A 17495-nucleotide genomic window follows, 5' to 3' on the forward strand; every position below is an offset into this window, starting at 1 on the left:
GCTCCGTGCTTGTAAGTGCTTAGTGATATGGGAGGCCGCGCGGCCTCCCATTTACGTGCTGCCGGTTCACTGCTTGGCAGTGCTGGCCTCGGCCGGCGCGGCAGCGGTCTGCGTAGACGCGTCGGGCTTGTTGGACAGTCCCCAGACCCACGCAGTCAGGATCTTGATCTGCTCGGGACTCAGGATGTGTTCGTGCGCCGGCATGCGGTTGTCGCGGCCATCAAGAATGGTCTTGACGATGCTGGCTTCCGAACTGCCGTAGAGCCACACGTCGTCCGTCAGGTTCGGCGCACCGACAAGCTGGTTGCCCTTGCCATCGACACCGTGACAGGCGACGCAGAAGTTGGCGAACTCGCGCTTGCCGCGGAACACGCGGACCGGATCGGCGGTCAGGCCCGACAGCGAACGCACGTACTGCGCGATGTCGCCGGCCATCTTGGGATCGATCGAAGCCTTCCAGGGCGGCATGATGCCGTGGCGGCCTTCTTTGATGGTCTGCATGATGGCTTCGGGCGAACCGCCGTGCAGCCAGTCGCCGTCCGTCAGGTTGGGAAAGCTGGGCGCACCCTTGGCGTCGGAGCCGTGGCACTGCGCGCAGGTGTTCAGGAAGAGACGCTGGCCGATTTCACGGGCGCCCGGATCCTGCGCAATCTGCGGCACCGTCATGGTCTCGAAGCGCGCATAGATGGGACGCACGGCTTCAGCCATCTTGGCCTGCTGCTGCGCCACTTCGTCTGCGCTGCTGTAGCCCAGCTTGCCCTTGTATTCGCCCAGGCCCGGCATCAGGAAGAGGTATCCCAGTGCAAAGGCGCAGGCCAGCAGGTACATCCACGTCCACCAGGTGGGGACCGGGTTGTTGAGTTCGGTCAGGTCGCCGTCCCAGACGTGCCCGGTGTCCTCGACCTGGCCGCTGGCCGGCTTGGCGGTGAGCCAGCGGCGTTGCGTGTACAGCAGCCACACGCACCACACCACCCCGCCCACGGCGACGATCGAGATGAAATACCCCCAGAAGCCATTGACGAAATCGCTCATGACCGATTCGCTCCATCTTGTTGTGCCTGCCCGAATTCATCGGGCAGTGCGAACGGCAGCATGGCCGATTCGCGGTTGGCGCCCTGGCGGCCGCGCGAGCAGGCCCACCAGACGATGCCGAAAAAGGTTGCCATCGAGATGGCGGTGACGATTGCGCTCAGGTAGCCGACCATGATCAGCCTCCTGTGGCCGCTTGCGCGGCGGGTTGCACGGCCGATTGGGCGGCAGGTTGCTGAGCCTTCTTGGCCGCTTCCGCCTTGGCCTCTTCGGCCTGCTTGGCAAGCTGCGCCTTGCGCACGCCGACACCCAGGCCTTGCAGATAGGCCACCAGCGCGTCTTCTTCCGTCTTGCCTTCGATTGCCTTGGGCGCGGCGGCGATTTCCTCGTCGGTGTAAGGCACGCCCAGGGCACGCAGGGCACGCATGCGCTGGTCGACGTTCTGGCCGGTGATGACCGTCTTTTCCAGCCACGGATACGCCGGCATGTTGGATTCCGGCACGACCTTGCGCGGATCACGCAAGTGGATGCGGTGCCAGTCGTCGGAGTAGCGCTCGCCGACGCGCGCCAGGTCCGGACCCGTGCGCTTGGAGCCCCACAGGAACGGGTGATCGAACACCGATTCGGACGCCAGCGAGTACGACCCGTAGCGCTGGACTTCAGCGGCGAGCACGCGCACCTGCTGCGAGTGGCAGCCCACGCAGCCTTCGCGGATGTAGACGTCGCGGCCCATCAGCCGCAGCGGGCTGTAGGGCTCGACGCCCGCCACGGGCTGGGTGGTGCTGTGCTGGAAGAACAGCGGGATGATTTGCACCAGGCCTGCGAAGGAGACCACCAGGATGCTGGCGATGATCATCCAGCCGATGTTCTTCTCGAGGGTCTGATGAGAAAAGAAGCCGTGATTCTTGTTGGCCATGATGTCCTCGTCAAACAGTGGCCGGCACGGCGGTCGCGGGGACCGACGGACGGGCGGCATGGGGATCGTCTTGCGGAATGGCGGGATTGACCGCCGTCGCGCCGCTCACCGTCTTCCATACGTTCCAGGCCATGACGAACACACCGCACAAGAACAGGGTTCCACCCAGCAAACGGATCAGGTAGTACGGAACGCGCGTCTTCAGTTCTTCGACGAAGCTGTAGACCAGGGTGCCGTCCGGCGCCGTGTCACGCCACATCAGGCCCTGCTGCACGCCGGCGATCCACATGGCGGCGATGTACAGCACCACGCCGATGGTCGCGATCCAGAAGTGCAGTTCGATGGCCTTGACGCTGTACATCTTTTCGCGGCCATAGAGGCGCGGGATCAGGTAGTAGAGCGAGCCGAACGAAATCATGGCGACCCAGCCCAGCGCGCCGGAGTGCACGTGGCCGATGGTCCAGTCCGTGTAGTGCGACAGCGCGTTCACGGTGCGGATCGACATCATCGAGCCTTCGAACGTGGACATGCCGTAGAACGACAGCGCGGTGACCATGAACTTCAGGATCGGGTCGGTGCGCAGCTTGTACCAGGCGCCCTGCAGGGTCATGATGCCGTTGATCATGCCGCCCCAGGAAGGCGCCAGCAGGATCAGCGAGAAGGTCATGCCCAGCGACTGGGTCCAGTCGGGCAGCGAGGTGTACAGCAGATGGTGCGGGCCCGCCCACATGTACGTGAAGGCCAGCGCCCAGAAGTGGACGATGGACAGGCGGTACGAGTAGATGGGACGGCCGGCCTGCTTGGGCACGAAGTAATACATCATGCCCAGGAAGCTGGTGGTCAGGAAGAAGCCCACAGCGTTATGGCCGTACCACCACTGCACCATGGCGTCCTGCACGCCCGCATAGGCGGAGTAGGACTTCCACATCGACACCGGCATTTCAATGTTGTTGAAAATGTGCAGGATGGCGATGGTGAGGATGTACGAGCCGAAGAACCAGTTGGCCACGTAGATGTGCTTGGACCGGCGCTTGATGATGGTGCCGAAGAACACGATGGCGTAGGCGACCCAGACCAGCGTGATCAGGATGTCGATGGGCCATTCGAGTTCGGCGTATTCCTTGCTGCTGGTAAAACCCATGGGCAAGGTGATGGCGGCTGCGACGATGACGACCTGCCAGCCCCAGAACGTGAAGGCGGCAAGCTTGTCGCAGAAGAGGCGCGCCTGACAGGTGCGCTGGACGACGTAATAGGACGTCGCGAAAAGTGCGCTGCCGCCGAAGGCGAAGATCACGGCGTTGGTGTGCAGCGGGCGCAGGCGGCCGTAGCTGAGCCATGCGGTGTCGAAATTCAATTGAGGCCAAATTAGCTGAGCGGCCAGAAAAACACCGACAGCCATGCCGACAATGCCCCAGACCACGGTCATGATGGCGAACTGCCGCACGACCTTGTAGTTGAAGGTATCGGACTTGCTTGCGATTGCGGGGCAATCGTTCATCACCCATCCCCTAAAGTAACAAGAACTTCCAGGCTTCGATGATGGGACTAGTCACTCGAGGAGGCGTTGATTTGGATCAACCGGGTTGCGACGCCTTGGACATCGCTGCATAACCGCAACGCTATTAGGGGTATCGGGCCGTGAAAAGACCTGGCCGATGCGCTGCGGCGGGGTCCGCAGAGGCGCATCGGCGGCGGTAATTTGCGCCCCGGCGATCAGCGGCGGCCGGCGGGGCCGCTGTCGTCGTCGCGCAGGATGGCCGTGCCGGCGCTGTCGGTGTCGTCGTACTGACCGTTGAAGACGGCCCACCACAGCGATACGCCGATCGCCAGCACGAAAAGCAGCGACAGCGGCAGTAGCAGGTAGAGGATGGTCATGGCGCGGCTCCCAGTGCGGCGCCAGCGGCCAGACGGCCCGACCAGTCGCGGCGGCACAGGCGCCAGGAGTTGTAGGCTACGGCCAGCGACGACACCAGCATGGTGATGGCGGCAAGCCAGGGCGTGACCCAGCCCACCAGGGCCAGCGGCGTCATCAGCAGATGCCAGACGAGCGAGCCGTAAAGATTCTGCCGCGCCTTGCGCCGGGCTTCGGCAAGCAGCGCGTCAAGCGCGGCCTCGGGCATGTCGGGGTGCGCCGCGAGCGCGCTGTGCGCGGAAGCCATGGCGGTGGGGACGGCCATGGACATGGCACAGGGACAGCTCATGACCAGCAGCGCCACCATGACGGGAATGCTGTGGGCGGGATCGATGTAGGCCCAGCCCGCCGCGGCGGCCAATGCCAGCGCGACCTGCACCATGACGAAACGCGACGCCACGCGGTCGGCGCGTGTGCCGAGCAACAGGCGCTGGTCTTCGACGCGGGCATGGCGGCGGCCGGCGGAACCCGCGCCGCCGAAGGATTGTCGGGCGCACAGTTCCAGATAACGTGCGGTTAGCAGAAACGCGACGAACATCGTGACCGAGTCGAAATAGACTTCGCCCCGCCCCGTACACGTGGCGTGGACGCTGGGGATGAAGGCGGCAATGATGCCTAGCGCCACCGGCACATCCATGCCGGCGCGGCCCTGCCGCAGATTGGCGCCCGCGTGGCGCCAGATGGGCCATGCCGAATACAGGACGACAGGCACGGTCAGCGCGAAGCTGGCCCAGTTCATGAGGACGATGGCCCAGTCCAGGGTTTCCAGCGCGTCGGCGGGCATGGATTCATGGCGCAGATAGCCGGGCCAGGCGAACATCATGACCTGCATCATTGCCAGCCAGGCGAGCGACAGACGCACCAGCGCATGGCGGCGTTGCTGGCGGTCGGCATCGGGCAGGCTGGCCGGGACGGCGAAAATCGATTTGGCACGCATGTTGCCGATGGTAGTCAGGCCTGTCCCCGACCGCCTTGATCTGAATCAAGACGCCAAAGACGATTTGCCACTGCCCCGCCGCCCCGCCGCCCTGCCGCCTCCCCGCCTCGCCTCCCCGCCTCGCCATCATGCCGCCCGCCCATCCTCCGGCACTGATCTATGTGACGGGTGGCGCGCGGACGGGGCAACTGATAAAACGGTGCTCTGGCCGCTGCGGTTGTCCATTGCGCTGCCGCAGCCGCCTCCCCTACGCCCGCGGCACGTCCGCAGGTTCCGGCGCTGTCCGGCCGCGCTCGACCAACATGGGGCCGTGGTGACCATTCACCTGGCTTGCGGTATGCAGAAGACATCGACGCGGCGCCCCGTCGGGGTTTTTGTAACCGGCACCGATACCGGTATCGGCAAGACGCTGGTGTCGGCCATCCTCGCCCGCGCCTGGAACGCCGACTACTGGAAACCCGTGCAGACGGGTGTCGCCGAGGATCCGGGCGATACCGACACCGTGGCGCAGCTGGCGCAGTTGCCGCCCCACCGCCTGCATTTACCTGCCTACGTCCTCCAGGCGCCGCTATCGCCATGGGCGGCAGCCACGCTGGAAGAGACCGTGGTCGATGCCACCAGCATCGTGCCGCCCCCGACACGCGCGCCGCTGATCGTGGAAGGCGCGGGCGGCCTGTATATGCCGATCGACGATACGCACATGATGATCGACCTGATCGCGCGCCTGGGCATGCCGGTGGTGTTGGCGGCGCGCAGCGGACTGGGCACCATCAACCACACCTTGCTCAGCCTCGCGGCGCTGCAGCGGCACGGCATTCCGGTGCTTGGCGTGGTCATGAGCGGACCGCCCTCCGCGGGCAACAAGGAAGCCATCGAACGCTTTGGCGGCGTGCGGGTGCTGGCCGAGATACCGCCGCTGCCGCGTGTGGACGCTGCCGCGGTCGACGAACTAGCCAAGGGCATTGCGCCGCTGACCGAATGTCTGGCGTCGCTGTACGGCGCCGAGGCCGAAGCGGACTAGCCGGGCCAGCGGCTTCGTGCGCGGCGCGTCACTGCCGCGCCATGTCGATGAACGCCCGCAGCGCCGATGACACACGGCGCTGGCGGGGGTAATACAACATGAATCCGGGGATCGTCGGGCACCAGTCCTCAAGCAGCCGCACCAGCTTGCCGGATGCCAACAGTCCGGCAACGTAGTTTTCCGGCACGTAGCCGATGCCGATGCCGTCGGCGGCCGCCCGCACCTCGGCGTGCACGTCGCTCAGGGCCAGACGCCCCGGCACGTCGAACTCCAGCACCTCGCCGTCCCGCTTGAATACCCACTTGAAGTACCGGCCACTGGGGAAACGATAGCGGACGCATTCGTGCCTCATCAGGTCAGCCGGATGCCGTGGCGGCTCGCGCTCCCGCAGGTAATCCGGCGAGGCCACCACCACGGAGCGCAGCGCCGGGCCGATGGGAACGGCCACCATGTCCTCGGGCACCGCTTCGAGCAGACGCACACCTGCGTCGAAGCCGGACTTCACGATGTCGACAAAGCTGTCGTCTTCGCCGATCTCCAGGCGGATGTCCGGGTAGGCGGCCAGGAACTGAGCCGCCATCGGCATCAGCAGCAGGTACGACGCCGCGCGCGACGTATTGATGCGCAGCGTGCCGGCGGCGGAGCCGCGAAAGTGGTTCATTTCGTCCAGCGCGTCGTCCAGCCCGTGCAGCACCGGCTGCAAACGCTCGGCCAGGCGCTGGCCCGCGTCGGTCAGTGCCACGCTGCGCGTCGTGCGGTTAAAGAGATTCACGCCCAGCCGCTCTTCCAGTTTGCGGATCGCGTAGCTGACCGCCGATGTGGACAGGCTGAGCTCTTCGCCCGCCTTGCGGAAACTGCCCAGGCGGGCCACTGCTGAGAACGCGGCAAGATGGGACAGGTTGTCGAGCGGCATGATTATGCAAATTCATTCAATAAATCATGCCGAAATTCTAGCTTGAATGGGGTCCTTACCCGGAATATTGTGAACGCCTGCTCAACAAATACCCCAAGAGGCCGTCATGATCCAAGCCCAAGGCTACGCCGCCCACAGCGCCGACACCCCGCTCGTCCCCTTCAGCTTCACGCGCCGTGAACCCGGCGATGACGATGTGCTGATCGACATCCTGTATAGCGGCATCTGCCACTCCGACCTGCACCAGGCGCGCGGCGACTGGGGCAATTCCATGTACCCCATGGTGCCCGGCCACGAGATCATCGGCCGCGTCGCGCAAGTGGGCAAGAACGTGTCGAAGTTCAAGGTGGGCGATTACGCCGGCGTGGGTTGCATGGTGGACTCGTGCCGCCATTGCAAGGCATGCCAACTGAACCTCGAACAGTACTGCGAGGAAAACGCCACGCTGACCTACAACGACAAGGAACGCGGCAGCGACCAGCTGACGTTTGGCGGGTATTCCGATCGCATCGTGGTCCGCGAGCATTTTGTCGTGAAGGTGTCCGACAAGCTCGACCTGAAGGCCGTCGCGCCGCTGCTGTGCGCCGGCATCACCACCTACTCTCCGCTGCGCCACTGGAAGGTCGGCCCCGGCAAGAAGGTGGGCGTCATCGGTCTGGGCGGCCTGGGCCACATGGGCGTCAAGTTTGCACACGCGATGGGCGCTCACGTGGTGATGATCACGACGTCTGCCGACAAGGCGCGCGACGCCAAGCGTCTGGGCGCGGATGAAGTGCTGGTGTCGCGCGATGCCGACGCCATGGCGGCGCACGCCGGCACGTTCGACTTTCTGTTGAACACCGTTCCCGTCAGCCACGACGTCAATCCCTACATGGCGCTGCTGGCGCTGGACGGCACCATGGCGCTGGTGGGCGCATTGACGCCGTTGGATCCGATCCCCGGCGCCAACCTCATCATGGGCCGCAAGTCCCTGGCGGGCTCGGCGATCGGCGGCATGGAAGAGACCCAGGAGATGATGGACTTCTGCGCCGAACACAACATCGTCAGCGATGTCGAAATGGTGCCGATCCAGGCCGTCAACGAGGCCTACGAGCGGCTGGTGAAGAACGACGTCAAATATCGCTTCGTGATCGACATGGCTTCGCTGAAGGAAGAACGCGCCGCCGCGTAGGTCAACACACACGCAAGGCAAAGCGGGGCCGGGTTCGTTACGGACGCAAACAAAAAAAAGCGGACCCGGATTCACGTCGTCAATCGGGATGGCGGCCGACCTGCGCGCCGCAGACCTACGCCGCATCGCTTAGAACAAAAGGTTGAGATTTCACTTCAACCGTTCCTCTGGCGTCATCCTTCCTACAACCTTCGTTTACATCCATCCGGCTTTTCCGGACGTTGCTGCGGTCGCTCGTGGAATCGTGTGCGGCCGCAGCCGGGGCACGCGCGGCCTCCCGTCACGACATTGACGGCAGACGCGGCGGGCGGATAGATTTTCGCCACTTGCACCGTTCGATTCAGATCGGGCAAATCAAGCAGTCCGACATTCAAGCAGTTCGCTGTGCGCAGTTCGATTCGCAGGTAGCTGGACCATCGCCCGTACACGGGCATGGGCAGGGATTTGTTTCCCGGGTTCCTTGTTTGGAGAACTGGCATGGCCACGAAAAAGCCTCGTCCGGCTGCGAAGACCGACACCGTGAAACGCCGCGAACCTGCGGCAGGCGAACCTGCGGCAGGCGAACCTGCGGCTGGCGAACCTGCGGCTGGCGGACTCGCCGCAGGCGGACCAAGGGTGGTGATCGATGGCGGCGTTGTCCGCATCCCGCCCATCCTTCCCCTCTTTCCGCCCGATCACAACCGCAACTTTTTCGACGGCTCGCGTCCCGGCCATCCGGTATTGCGCGCCGACGATCTGCTGGCCTTGCGCATCGAACTGCGCAACCTGACCATCACGCCGGGACAGCCGCCGCGGCTGCAAAAAACCGCCAGCGGCGCCGCGACGTTGATCCTGCACTTTCCGCCGCAGTCCATCGCCGAGGAAACGTTCTTCGAGACTGCGGCCGCCGGCACGAAGAACCCCGACCCGCCGCGTCCCGGCACGCCCGCCAAGCCCGAGCCGTCCGGCGGCGGCGCCGAACCGCCGACCGGCCCGCCGGTGCGCGCCCGCATCGCCAACGAGTCCCGGCTGGCCTTTACCGTGCCGGACGGCTTTGACGTGCCGTACACGCTGGAAGGGGTGCTGCAGGCCGTCGAGTCGCTGCCGTTAGCCGTGCCCGCCAACGCACGGCCGCCCACGGCCAAGGCGCCGCGCCCCCCGCTTCGCTGGCACGACCTGCTGGAGATCGGTTTTGACAAGCGCGTGGCCAAGCTGCCCCCGGCGCAGCGCGCGGCGCTGTCGAGCTTTGCCTTGCGCAACGCGCGCATCGCCATGCAGCCCGACGCCCCCGGCGCCAATCTGCTGCTGCGGCAGGCAAGCGGCAGTCCGGGACTGCGGGCCTACCGCCTGCCGGCCGTCCGGACCGACGTACCGCCGCTGCGCGCCGGCGACATCGCCATCCCCGTGCCGCGGGGGCCGCGCCCCGCGCCGCCAACGGCGCAGCAGACGGCGATCGAACTGCCGTGGCGGCTGATCCTCAGCCCATATGCACAGGAGCGCTGGCGCCACGCCAAATCCCCCGCCACGTCAGCAGCCACGCTGCATACGGAGCTATGGCATTCGCGGCTGCTGGCGCCCGCGTCGGCCGATCCCGACGTCGAACCGCCGCAGGCCGACGCCCAGCGCACCGTGCGCGCGGTCTGGGCATTGGGCGGCGAAGGCACCACGAAGCCCATGCAATCGGCCTTTCCCGTGCCGGCCAGCACGTATCTGCCCGCCCCCGGCATCAGTCCCTTCCGCATGCCGATGGACGACTTCGACCGGTTCCAGATCGCGCATCTGTCTTCCAATTTCTCGGTGGCCAATTACGCGCCGCAGGCCATCGGCACAAACCTGCTGATGTTGTCCGCGCTGGGCGCATGGCTGGATTCTCGCGGCAACTGGGATGCGCCCGGGCTGTCGCTGGAAGAATGGACGCATCGCGGCACGATGGGCCGCGACCACTATGTGCGCGTGGTCTACAAAGGCCTGCTGTTTCCGTTCGGCCATCGCGTCTCGCTCATCAAGGTCAGCGAACGCAAGTTCCATCGCGACCGCAGCGGGAATCCGGCGTACCTGCGCCAACGTCTTTTCATCGTCGTGCGCGAGCGCGAAAAGGTCTTTGCGCATCCCGACTACGTGACGCGCGATCCGGCGGGCAACACCGTGTTCCTGCACCGTCAGATGCCGTTGACCAGCGTGCGCATCCTGACCTCGTCCACGCCCAACCTGGATTCGCCGCTGGCATCGCCCGGCGGCATCTTGGGCCAACTGTTGTTCTGGCCCTACGTGGGCGGCGCGCCCTTCCGCTTCGCGTGCGCGGCCACGGACATCGACGGGCGCGTCATGCAGTTCGACCTGCCCATGATCTTCATGGACGGCGGCGAGGCCTGCCCGCGCAAGCAATCCGGGCAATGGCTGACGCCCATGTTCGACAAGGCGGAGGACTTTGCCGAAACCGCCCGGACCGCGTGGCGAAACGCCCCGCTGTCGCAGCGCAGCGCACCCATGAACCAGCAGCAGGTAACGCTGGCGCCCAGCCAGAAGGCGGGCGACACCGCTGCGCAGGCCGACTCGCTGGAATTCGACGCGGTCGTCGACAAGGGCAATGTGCAGTTGCGGGCCTACAGCGACGACCTGACCGGCCCCGTCTTCTATCCGTACATCCGGCGCGCCGCCATCCGCATCGCCGCGCTGGCCAAGCTGACCGGCAGCGCAAAGAACAGCACGCTGGCATGGAATCCGTACTACCTGGCGCACGGCTTTGACGGCAATGCCGGACAGGTGTTCGGCGACATCGATGCGGAGCCCGGCTACCAGGGCGGCGCGTCCCTGGACTTCTCGGCGCAGGGCGACCGCTCGGGCGGCTTCGTGCAGCCGAATCTGCGGCCCACGGCGCTGTCGCGGCTGGCGGGCCCGATCAGCGGCAAGGCCGACGACTTCATCGCCGGGCGCATGATCGGCGCCGACGTGTTCCCCGCGTCGGGCGGCGGGCTGCCGTTGCCGCTGTTGTTTGGCTGCATTCCGCTGGGCGACGTGATCCAGGTCGTGGAGGACGTGGCCGGGCAGGCGGACAAGGTGCCGCGCTTCGTGGCCGAGGCCTGCTCGCAGCTCGAAAGCCTGGTGAACGACGCGGGCCGGCTGTACGGGCTGGTGGCGGGCATGGTGCAGGAACCGGGCCGCATCGCGCAAGGCGCCCTCACCGCGCTGGACGACACGCTGGACGACCTGCAGGCGCAGGCCGAGGCGTACGCGCAACCCCTGGTGCAGAACGCGCGCGACCAGGTGGACGCGCTGGCGGCGGCTGCCACGGCGATCAGCGCGCAGGTGGCGCAGCTGGCCGGCATGTCCTTCGACACGGCGCCCGCCCTGCCCGGCCTGCCAGCAGCGTTGACCACGGCGCAAGGCGCCATCACCAACTTGCGGGGCGCGGCGGACGCCAAAGTCGGCGGCGTCTCGCTGCCGTCGGGTCTGCGCCAGTCGCTCCTGGAGGCGGCACGGACAGCCGAGATCCTGGTCAACGGCCTGGGCGTCGTGCCCGTGCTGCTGACGCAAGGCAAGACGCTGTACGACGCGCTGGATGCACTGGTCGGGCAGCCCGATCAACTGGGCGCGATCTTCTCGGACCCCACGGTGCTCAAGCCCCGGCTGCAGGCCGTCTCCGCGGCGGTGCAACCGCTGGCCGACACGATTGCCGCTTCCGTACTGCTGGACGGCGCGCCGCGCCAATTGCTGACCACCGCGCTGCGCGCCGTGAAAACCGCCATGGACGCGGTGCTGGCCAGCGCCGAGCTGCTGGAGATGCTGACCGGCGACGAATTGACACTGCGCTTTGACTGGAACCCCGCGATCAAGAGCTGGTCGCTGGTCGCGGGCGAACCGCCGCTCTTTCGCGTCAATGACCCGCAGGGCTTTCGCGTGGCCGTGGAAGCCAAGGTGCGCAAGAACGGCCAGAGCGCGCCCAAGCTGTCGGTGACGTGTTCGCTCAAGAGCTTTGACCTGGTGCTGATCGCGCCGGCCAGCTTTCTGGAACTGAATTTCGAGAAGATCGAGTTTCGCGTGAACACCGCGTCCAAGATGAACGTGGACGTGCTGCTGACGGGCATCAAGTTCGTCGGGCCGCTGTCGTTCGTGGAAACGCTGCGCGACCTGATTCCGCTGGACGGCTTCTCCGATCCGCCGCATCTGGACATCACGCCGCAAGGCATCGACGCGGGCTACAACGTGGCGCTGCCGGCCATCGCCATCGGCGTGTTCAACCTGTCCAACCTGAGCCTGGGCGCGGGCTTCACGGTGCCTTTCATCGGCCAGCCGCTGTCGGTGCGCTTCAACTTCTGCACGCGCGAGCAACCCTTCAACCTGTCCGTCTGCATGTTCGGCGGCGGGGGCTTTTTCGGCATCACGCTGGATCCGAAGGGCGTGCAGATCATGGAGGCGGCGTTCGAGTTCGGCGCCAGCGTGTCCGTGAACCTGGGCGTGGCCTCGGGCGGTGTGCACGTCATGGCCGGCATCTACTTCCGCATGGAGCAGACCGCGTGCTCGCTGACCGGGTACTTCCGCATGGGCGGGTACGTCAGCGTGCTGGGCCTGATCAGCGTGTCGATCGAGCTGTACCTGGAGATGCGCTACGAGTTCGAAAGCGGCAAGTGCGCCGGACGCGCCACGCTGACGATCGAGATCGAGATCTTCATGTTTTCCAAGACCGTGGAGATCAGTTGCGAGCGCAAGTTCGCGGGCGCCAACGGCGACCCGGGATTCCGCGACCTGATGGGCCCGCGTCCCGACCTGCCGCTGGACGAGGAACTGGCGCTCATCGACGACGACAGCCGCTACGCCTGGCGCGAATACGCCGAAGCCTTTGCCTGAGGACTGCCCATGCCCAAGCAAACCATCCTGTGGACCGTCATTCCCAACGGCCGCGTGCCGGACGGTGAATTCGCCGGCCGTCTGCGCGTGTCCATCGTGGCGTCGCCCCGGCTCACGCCGCAGGCCGCCGACGAGCAGCTGCTGGATGCCTACGCGGACTGGGTCGACTGGCCCGCCACGCTTGCCCGCGCGCGCTTCGCACTTGACGCCGATGGCGAGGAGATCCCGCTGGAAACGCTGCCGCAGGCCGATTCGCAGCTCTGGACGCGGCTCCTGCCGCCCGCGACGCCCGTGGCGGGCTTTGTGTTCCGCGACATGAGCCGCGTGAACCTGTTTTCGTTTTCCGTCGCCAGCGTACTGAGCCTGACGCGCGAGCATTATGGAAACCTGGCGCTCAACGCCACCACCACGCACCCGACGCTGCTGCCATGGCGCAACGCGCATCCCGGGTTGCGCGGCCTGCTGGAAGCCTGCGGCACCCGGACCGAACACGTGCGCGGCGACGGCCGCGAGCGCGTCGAACAGCTGGTGCCGGGCCTGGACCGGTTCTTCGGCGATCGCGAAGGCGGCATCGACCGCGCGCTGCGCGGACAGGTCTATGGCGAGCACAGCGTGTATCCCGGCAAGACCACTGCCCCCGGCGGCGAGGCCGATGGCAAGCCGCAGGCCGGCCCCACGTTTGCGCTGCGCGCCATGCCGGGCCGGTGGCAGGACCCGGCGCATCAAGGTGTGGACCAGAGCCTGATGGCGAGCTGGCGCTCGCAGGGCGAGTACACGCTCTTCATGGCCAACCGCTTCTATCGCCGCGATCCGCCCACTGCCGCCCAGCGCGCGATCCGGCGGCCCGACGGCAAGAACGTACCGCCTCCGCCCAAGCAGCCCGAGATGGATTTCCACGCCATCGTGGCCTCGTATGGCGATTACCCGGCGCTGATGCGGCGGCTGGGGCTGGTGATCGACTGCGTGCTGCCTGCCGATTCGCCGCTGGACAAGCGGATTGCCGCCGGGCAGCAAACCCAGGGCCGAATCTTTTTGGTGCCGCGCTGGGACGGCGGGCAGCCCGAGGGTGGCGCCTTTCCCGCGACGGCCTGGCGGGGCGATGCGGAGCGCTTCACGACGCGGCCGCGCAGCCCCGACCACGAGCGCGGCATGCTGCGGCTGCGCAGCGCCGACGACCGGTGGAATCTTACTGAGCCGCGCAATCCGCTGTTCGACGTCTACCAGCTGGATCCGGACGGCGCCGCGCTCAAGACGGTCGACTTCGTTTTGACGGCACAGAACCTGATCGGCCGCAGCCTGAAGCACGGCGCCGACGGTGAGGTGACCTACAGCACCGGAGACAAGCAGCCCGTGGCGGCGCTGCGTTCCGGCGGCCTGGGCATTTCGCGCCGCGACCGTGCGCGCGAAGTCGCGCAGAATGCGGCCTCGGCGGCGCTCAAGAATGCGGCGCTGGAGGGCGCCCCCGGCAGCATGCTGCTCTACACGGAAGACCTGCTGCGCGGCTACCGTATCGACGTACAGCCCTACCCGGCCAATGACCCGCAAAAGTGGCAATCGCTCTGTCATCGCCACGGCGTGTACCGCTGCACCGACGGCGGCCCGGACCTGGATCTGCCGGACGACGAAGGCTACGTCAAAGGCGCGTCCGCCACGGGCGGCGGGCAGCCCGACGATCACTACCTGCACGAATCGCTGTTCCGATGGACGGGCTGGAGCCTTGTCGCCCCGCGCCCCGGGCGCACGCTGCGCGACCAGACGGCCCCGGCAAGCGGCGTGCAGGGCGAACGGCCCGAGGACGTGCAGGACACGGTCACGGACAAGGGCAACGGCCTGGCGGTGACGTTCAGCGCGATCAAGGGCAGCCTGCCGCGGCTGCGCTACGGCATGCCTTACCGGCTGCGCGCGCGTCTGGTCGACCTGGCGGGCAACAGCCTGGCGCCGGATGATCCGTCGCTGGAGAAGGACGACAATGTCACGCAGCCGGTGACCTACTGGCGCTTCGAACCCGTGGACCCGCCCGCGCTGGTGCATCGCACGCGCACCAGCGAAGGCGAGTCGCTGGAACGCCTGGTGATCCGCAGCAACCGCGGCCAGGATCCGCAGGCCTATCTGTCCAGCCCGGATTTCCTGGCGTCGGTGACCACCACCGATTTCACCTACAGTCCGGTCAACGAACGGCATGTGGTGCCGCCGAAAGCCGCCCAGCTGCAATGCGAAACGCATGGGCTGTTCGACAGCATGTTCGGCACCGCTGACGGCATCAAGAAGGCGTACGAGATTTCGGCACGCGACATCGGCACGCTGTTCGACAAGCTGCCCGGTTCGCAGGTGGAGCTGATCACCCCGCAAGCGCTTGCCGAGGTCGCCCGGACGGACCAGGTGCCGCCGCAGCAGCCCAGCGCCGAGGAACCCACGGGCCAGCGCCTGGCCGCGGGCCAATACGTGATCCACGGCGAGGCGCAGGTCCGCACGCCCTATCTGCCCGACGCGGCCGCCTGGGGCATCTGCCTGCGCGCGCAACCCGGCTACAGCCTGCCGGGCGTCACGGGACCGGCATTACTGGGTGAAGGCGTCGCCGTGCTGGCCACGCCGTCCGCCGGTGAACTGGTGCTGCTGGTCACCTATGCGGGCCAATGGCCCGACACGCAGGGCTTGCGCATTGCGCTGGCCGAACGCCCCGCGACCCTGACCGATCCGCCCTGCTCCGAAAGCTATCCGGACGACGGCATGCCCAAGTGGGACAAGGACAACCGTATCCTGACGTTCTTCCTGCCCAAGGGCATGATTGCGCGGCTGCGCTACTCCAGCTTCGTGCACCACGGACTGCTCAACGCGTTCGGCCTGCCGGAATGGACCGGCACCGACGCTGGCCGCAAGACCTTGCAGACCGCCGCCATCCTGGGCAACTGCTGGATGCTGACGCCGTACCGCCCGCTCGTGCTGGTGCATGCCACCCAGCAGCCCGTCTGCGACCCGCTCCTGCTGCTGCCCGGCCAACCGCAGCGCGAGTCCGGCGCGGCGCATGTCGATCTGGAAGCGCGCGTGCGGCTGCACGGGCCGACGACCGGGAAGATCGAGATCGAGGCCGACTGGCACGAATGGGAAGACGATCCGGCGCGGCCGCGTCCAAGACGGCTCGATGGTCACGGCGTGCTGGCCGAAATGCCGCTGGCCGAGAACTATCCCAACCTCTTCAGCCTGAGCCACATCATCGCGGAACAGTCGTTCAACGGCACACGCCAGCGCGCGCCGGGCAACCGCCACGAATTCGGCGATACGCGCTTCCGGCTGATCCGGTACCGGCTGCGCGCCACCACGCGGTTCCGCGAGTACCTGCCGCCCGCGCTGTACGACCAGACGGATAAGGTGACCGTGTTGGGGCCCGTCGCGCAGGGGCCGCTGGTGCAGGAAGGCGCCCCGGACGACCCCGGCGCGCCCGTGCTGGCGCAGGCCGGCGAAGCGCCCAACACCATCGTGCCGGCCAGCGCACCGCCCGATGCGCCGCGCCTCATGTACGTGCTCCCCACCTTCCGCTGGCAGCAGACCGCGGGCGACGGCACGCTGGACATCACGCGCCTGGGCAACGGGCTGCGCGTGTGGCTGGAGCGCCCGTGGTTCTCGTCGGGCGACGGCGAACTATTGGGCGTGGTGATCTACGGTGAAAACAAGAACTTCACCGACGTGCCCGACGCCTTGACGCCGCTGGTCACGCAGTGGGGCATGGATCCGCTGTGGGACGCGCCGCTGCCCAAGCACCGCACCCGAGCCGCCGACTTTCCGGCGCGCGTCATCGACGAGGACGTGCCGTTGCAGGAAATGCCCGGCCAGCGCGTGCGCGTGGTCGGTCACCGCGTGCGATGGGACGACGAGCGTGCGCGCTGGTACTGCGACATCGAGCTGGACCCGGGCCGCAGCTATATGCCGTTTGCGCGGCTGGCGCTGGCGCGGTATCAACCCAACGCGATCGACAGCGCCAAGCTCTCGCGCGTCGTGCTGGCCGAGTTCTCGCAGGTGCTGCCGCGCCGCCGTGCCGTCTTCACCCGCCAGCGCGGCCGGCTGGCGTTCACGCTGCGCGGCGTGGTTCCGGCGCACGGGCCGATGCAGTTCCCGATGGAGTCCGAGTATCTGGACATCTCGTTCATCCCCGGCCCCGGCCAGACCGGCGAAACCGGCCGCAACCGGGTCGAGCTGGTGCTGCAGACCCGCGACCCGGCGTTGGACACCGACCTGGCGTGGACCGATGCCAGCGTGCTGGCCTCCAGCCTGCTCAGTCCGGCCAGCGGCGGCATCGCGCAGACGATCAGTCCGGCGGTCACCGACGTGGCGCGCCGGTTGACCCCGCGCGACGTGTCGTTGCACGAGGCGCCGGCCCGGCTCGGCGAGATCGTTGCCGGTCCGGTGGTGCGTTTTCCGCCGGTGTTCGAAGGCCCCGTGCTGGGCGAGCTGCTGGACCCTGTCATCTGGAGCGCGGGCGTCCCCCTGCCCGATCTTGGCGGCAAGCCGGCACGCGTCGCGGTGCGCGAGTACGAGCGCTATTACACCGACAGCACCGTGCCCGAGCAGCGCGCGGGCGCCGTCCGGCAGCGGCGCGTGGTGGAGGAGCGGCTGGTGTATTCGGCCGTGTTCGATCTGTGAGTTCGATCTGTGAGTTCGATCTGTAATGCGGCGGCGCGGACGGGTGGTGCGGGCAAAAAAAGAGGGTGCCCGCAGGCACCCTTGAATCCACCCTACAACAGCACCTGCAACTACACACCTGCGCGCGGCGTCCGGCA

Annotated in this window: 10 protein-coding genes and 1 pseudogene; 4 read left to right on the forward strand and 7 right to left on the reverse strand. The window is 66.9% G+C overall.

Annotation, left to right across the window (positions count from 1 at the left end; genetic code table 11):
* Positions 1-66: 66 nt before the first annotated feature.
* The 6 genes from ccoP to HV681_RS13850 all read right to left on the reverse strand — a co-directional run bounded on the left by ccoP (position 67) and on the right by HV681_RS13850 (position 4794).
* On the reverse strand, positions 67-1032 hold the full coding sequence (ccoP, locus tag HV681_RS13825) for a cytochrome-c oxidase, cbb3-type subunit III (protein ID WP_175123608.1): 966 nt from the start codon (positions 1030-1032) through the stop codon (positions 67-69).
* Positions 1029-1205: a cbb3-type cytochrome oxidase subunit 3 gene (locus tag HV681_RS13830; RefSeq protein WP_056563017.1), complete on the reverse strand. Its 177-nt coding sequence runs from the start codon at positions 1203-1205 to the stop codon at positions 1029-1031. Before HV681_RS13830 ends, ccoP begins: the two co-directional genes overlap by 4 nt.
* A gap of 2 nt (positions 1206-1207) precedes the next feature.
* The gene (gene ccoO / locus HV681_RS13835; protein ID WP_175123609.1) at positions 1208-1945 is read right to left on the reverse strand and encodes a cytochrome-c oxidase, cbb3-type subunit II; all 738 of its coding nucleotides are present in this window, start codon (positions 1943-1945) and stop codon (positions 1208-1210) included.
* Positions 1946-1955: 10 nt separating this feature from the next.
* The gene (ccoN, locus tag HV681_RS13840) at positions 1956-3443 is read right to left on the reverse strand and encodes a cytochrome-c oxidase, cbb3-type subunit I (RefSeq protein ID WP_175123610.1); all 1488 of its coding nucleotides are present in this window, start codon (positions 3441-3443) and stop codon (positions 1956-1958) included.
* A 215-nt stretch (positions 3444-3658) separates the two neighbouring features.
* Positions 3659-3820, reverse strand: coding sequence for a cbb3-type cytochrome oxidase assembly protein CcoS (gene ccoS, locus HV681_RS13845; RefSeq protein WP_175123611.1), 162 nt, complete (start codon positions 3818-3820; stop codon positions 3659-3661).
* A complete protein-coding gene (locus HV681_RS13850; RefSeq protein ID WP_175123612.1) occupies positions 3817-4794 on the reverse strand; it encodes a P-type ATPase actuator domain-containing protein in 978 nt (325 codons plus the stop codon). The genes ccoS and HV681_RS13850 overlap by 4 nt, the downstream gene beginning before the upstream one ends.
* Before the next feature lie 244 nt (positions 4795-5038).
* Here HV681_RS13850 and bioD point away from each other — a divergent pair.
* Positions 5039-5815, forward strand: a pseudogene (gene bioD, locus HV681_RS13855) (dethiobiotin synthase); the annotation flags it as partial.
* A 28-nt stretch (positions 5816-5843) separates the two neighbouring features.
* Here bioD and HV681_RS13860 read toward each other — a convergent pair.
* Positions 5844-6728 carry a LysR family transcriptional regulator gene (locus HV681_RS13860; protein WP_175123614.1) on the reverse strand — a complete coding sequence of 295 codons (885 nt, stop codon included), beginning with the start codon at positions 6726-6728 and terminating at the stop codon, positions 5844-5846.
* Positions 6729-6834: 106 nt separating this feature from the next.
* Between HV681_RS13860 and HV681_RS13865 the strand changes: the two genes are divergently transcribed.
* The 3 genes from HV681_RS13865 (at position 6835) to HV681_RS13880 (ending at position 17358) form a co-directional block, all read left to right on the forward strand.
* Positions 6835-7899 (forward strand): NAD(P)-dependent alcohol dehydrogenase, encoded by a 1065-nt coding sequence (locus HV681_RS13865; RefSeq protein WP_175123615.1) that lies wholly within the window; start codon positions 6835-6837, stop codon positions 7897-7899.
* A gap of 477 nt (positions 7900-8376) precedes the next feature.
* Complete coding sequence (locus HV681_RS13875) at positions 8377-12723, forward strand: YML083C domain-containing protein (RefSeq protein ID WP_254594961.1); 4347 nt, start codon at positions 8377-8379, stop codon at positions 12721-12723.
* Positions 12724-12732: 9 nt separating this feature from the next.
* Positions 12733-17358 (forward strand): hypothetical protein, encoded by a 4626-nt coding sequence (locus HV681_RS13880; protein WP_175123616.1) that lies wholly within the window; start codon positions 12733-12735, stop codon positions 17356-17358.
* Positions 17359-17495: the final 137 nt, after the last annotated feature.

The sequence above is a fragment of the Achromobacter animicus genome (assembly GCF_902859585.1).
In the GTDB taxonomy this organism is placed as follows: domain Bacteria; phylum Pseudomonadota; class Gammaproteobacteria; order Burkholderiales; family Burkholderiaceae_B; genus Achromobacter; species Achromobacter animicus.

What these genes read in the sequence shown, in the direction of transcription:
- ccoP (WP_175123608.1), bottom strand. Translation starts at nt 1,032, where the DNA reads ATGAGCGATTTCGTCAATGGCTTCTGGGGGTATTTCATCTCGATCGTC.
- HV681_RS13830 (WP_056563017.1), bottom strand. Translation starts at nt 1,205, where the DNA reads ATGGTCGGCTACCTGAGCGCAATCGTCACCGCCATCTCGATGGCAACC.
- ccoO (WP_175123609.1), bottom strand. Translation starts at nt 1,945, where the DNA reads ATGGCCAACAAGAATCACGGCTTCTTTTCTCATCAGACCCTCGAGAAG.
- ccoN (WP_175123610.1), bottom strand. Translation starts at nt 3,443, where the DNA reads ATGAACGATTGCCCCGCAATCGCAAGCAAGTCCGATACCTTCAACTAC.
- ccoS (WP_175123611.1), bottom strand. Translation starts at nt 3,820, where the DNA reads ATGACCATCCTCTACCTGCTACTGCCGCTGTCGCTGCTTTTCGTGCTG.
- HV681_RS13850 (WP_175123612.1), bottom strand. Translation starts at nt 4,794, where the DNA reads ATGCGTGCCAAATCGATTTTCGCCGTCCCGGCCAGCCTGCCCGATGCC.
- HV681_RS13860 (WP_175123614.1), bottom strand. Translation starts at nt 6,728, where the DNA reads ATGCCGCTCGACAACCTGTCCCATCTTGCCGCGTTCTCAGCAGTGGCC.
- HV681_RS13865 (WP_175123615.1), top strand. Translation starts at nt 6,835, where the DNA reads ATGATCCAAGCCCAAGGCTACGCCGCCCACAGCGCCGACACCCCGCTC.
- HV681_RS13875 (WP_254594961.1), top strand. Translation starts at nt 8,377, where the DNA reads ATGGCCACGAAAAAGCCTCGTCCGGCTGCGAAGACCGACACCGTGAAA.
- HV681_RS13880 (WP_175123616.1), top strand. Translation starts at nt 12,733, where the DNA reads ATGCCCAAGCAAACCATCCTGTGGACCGTCATTCCCAACGGCCGCGTG.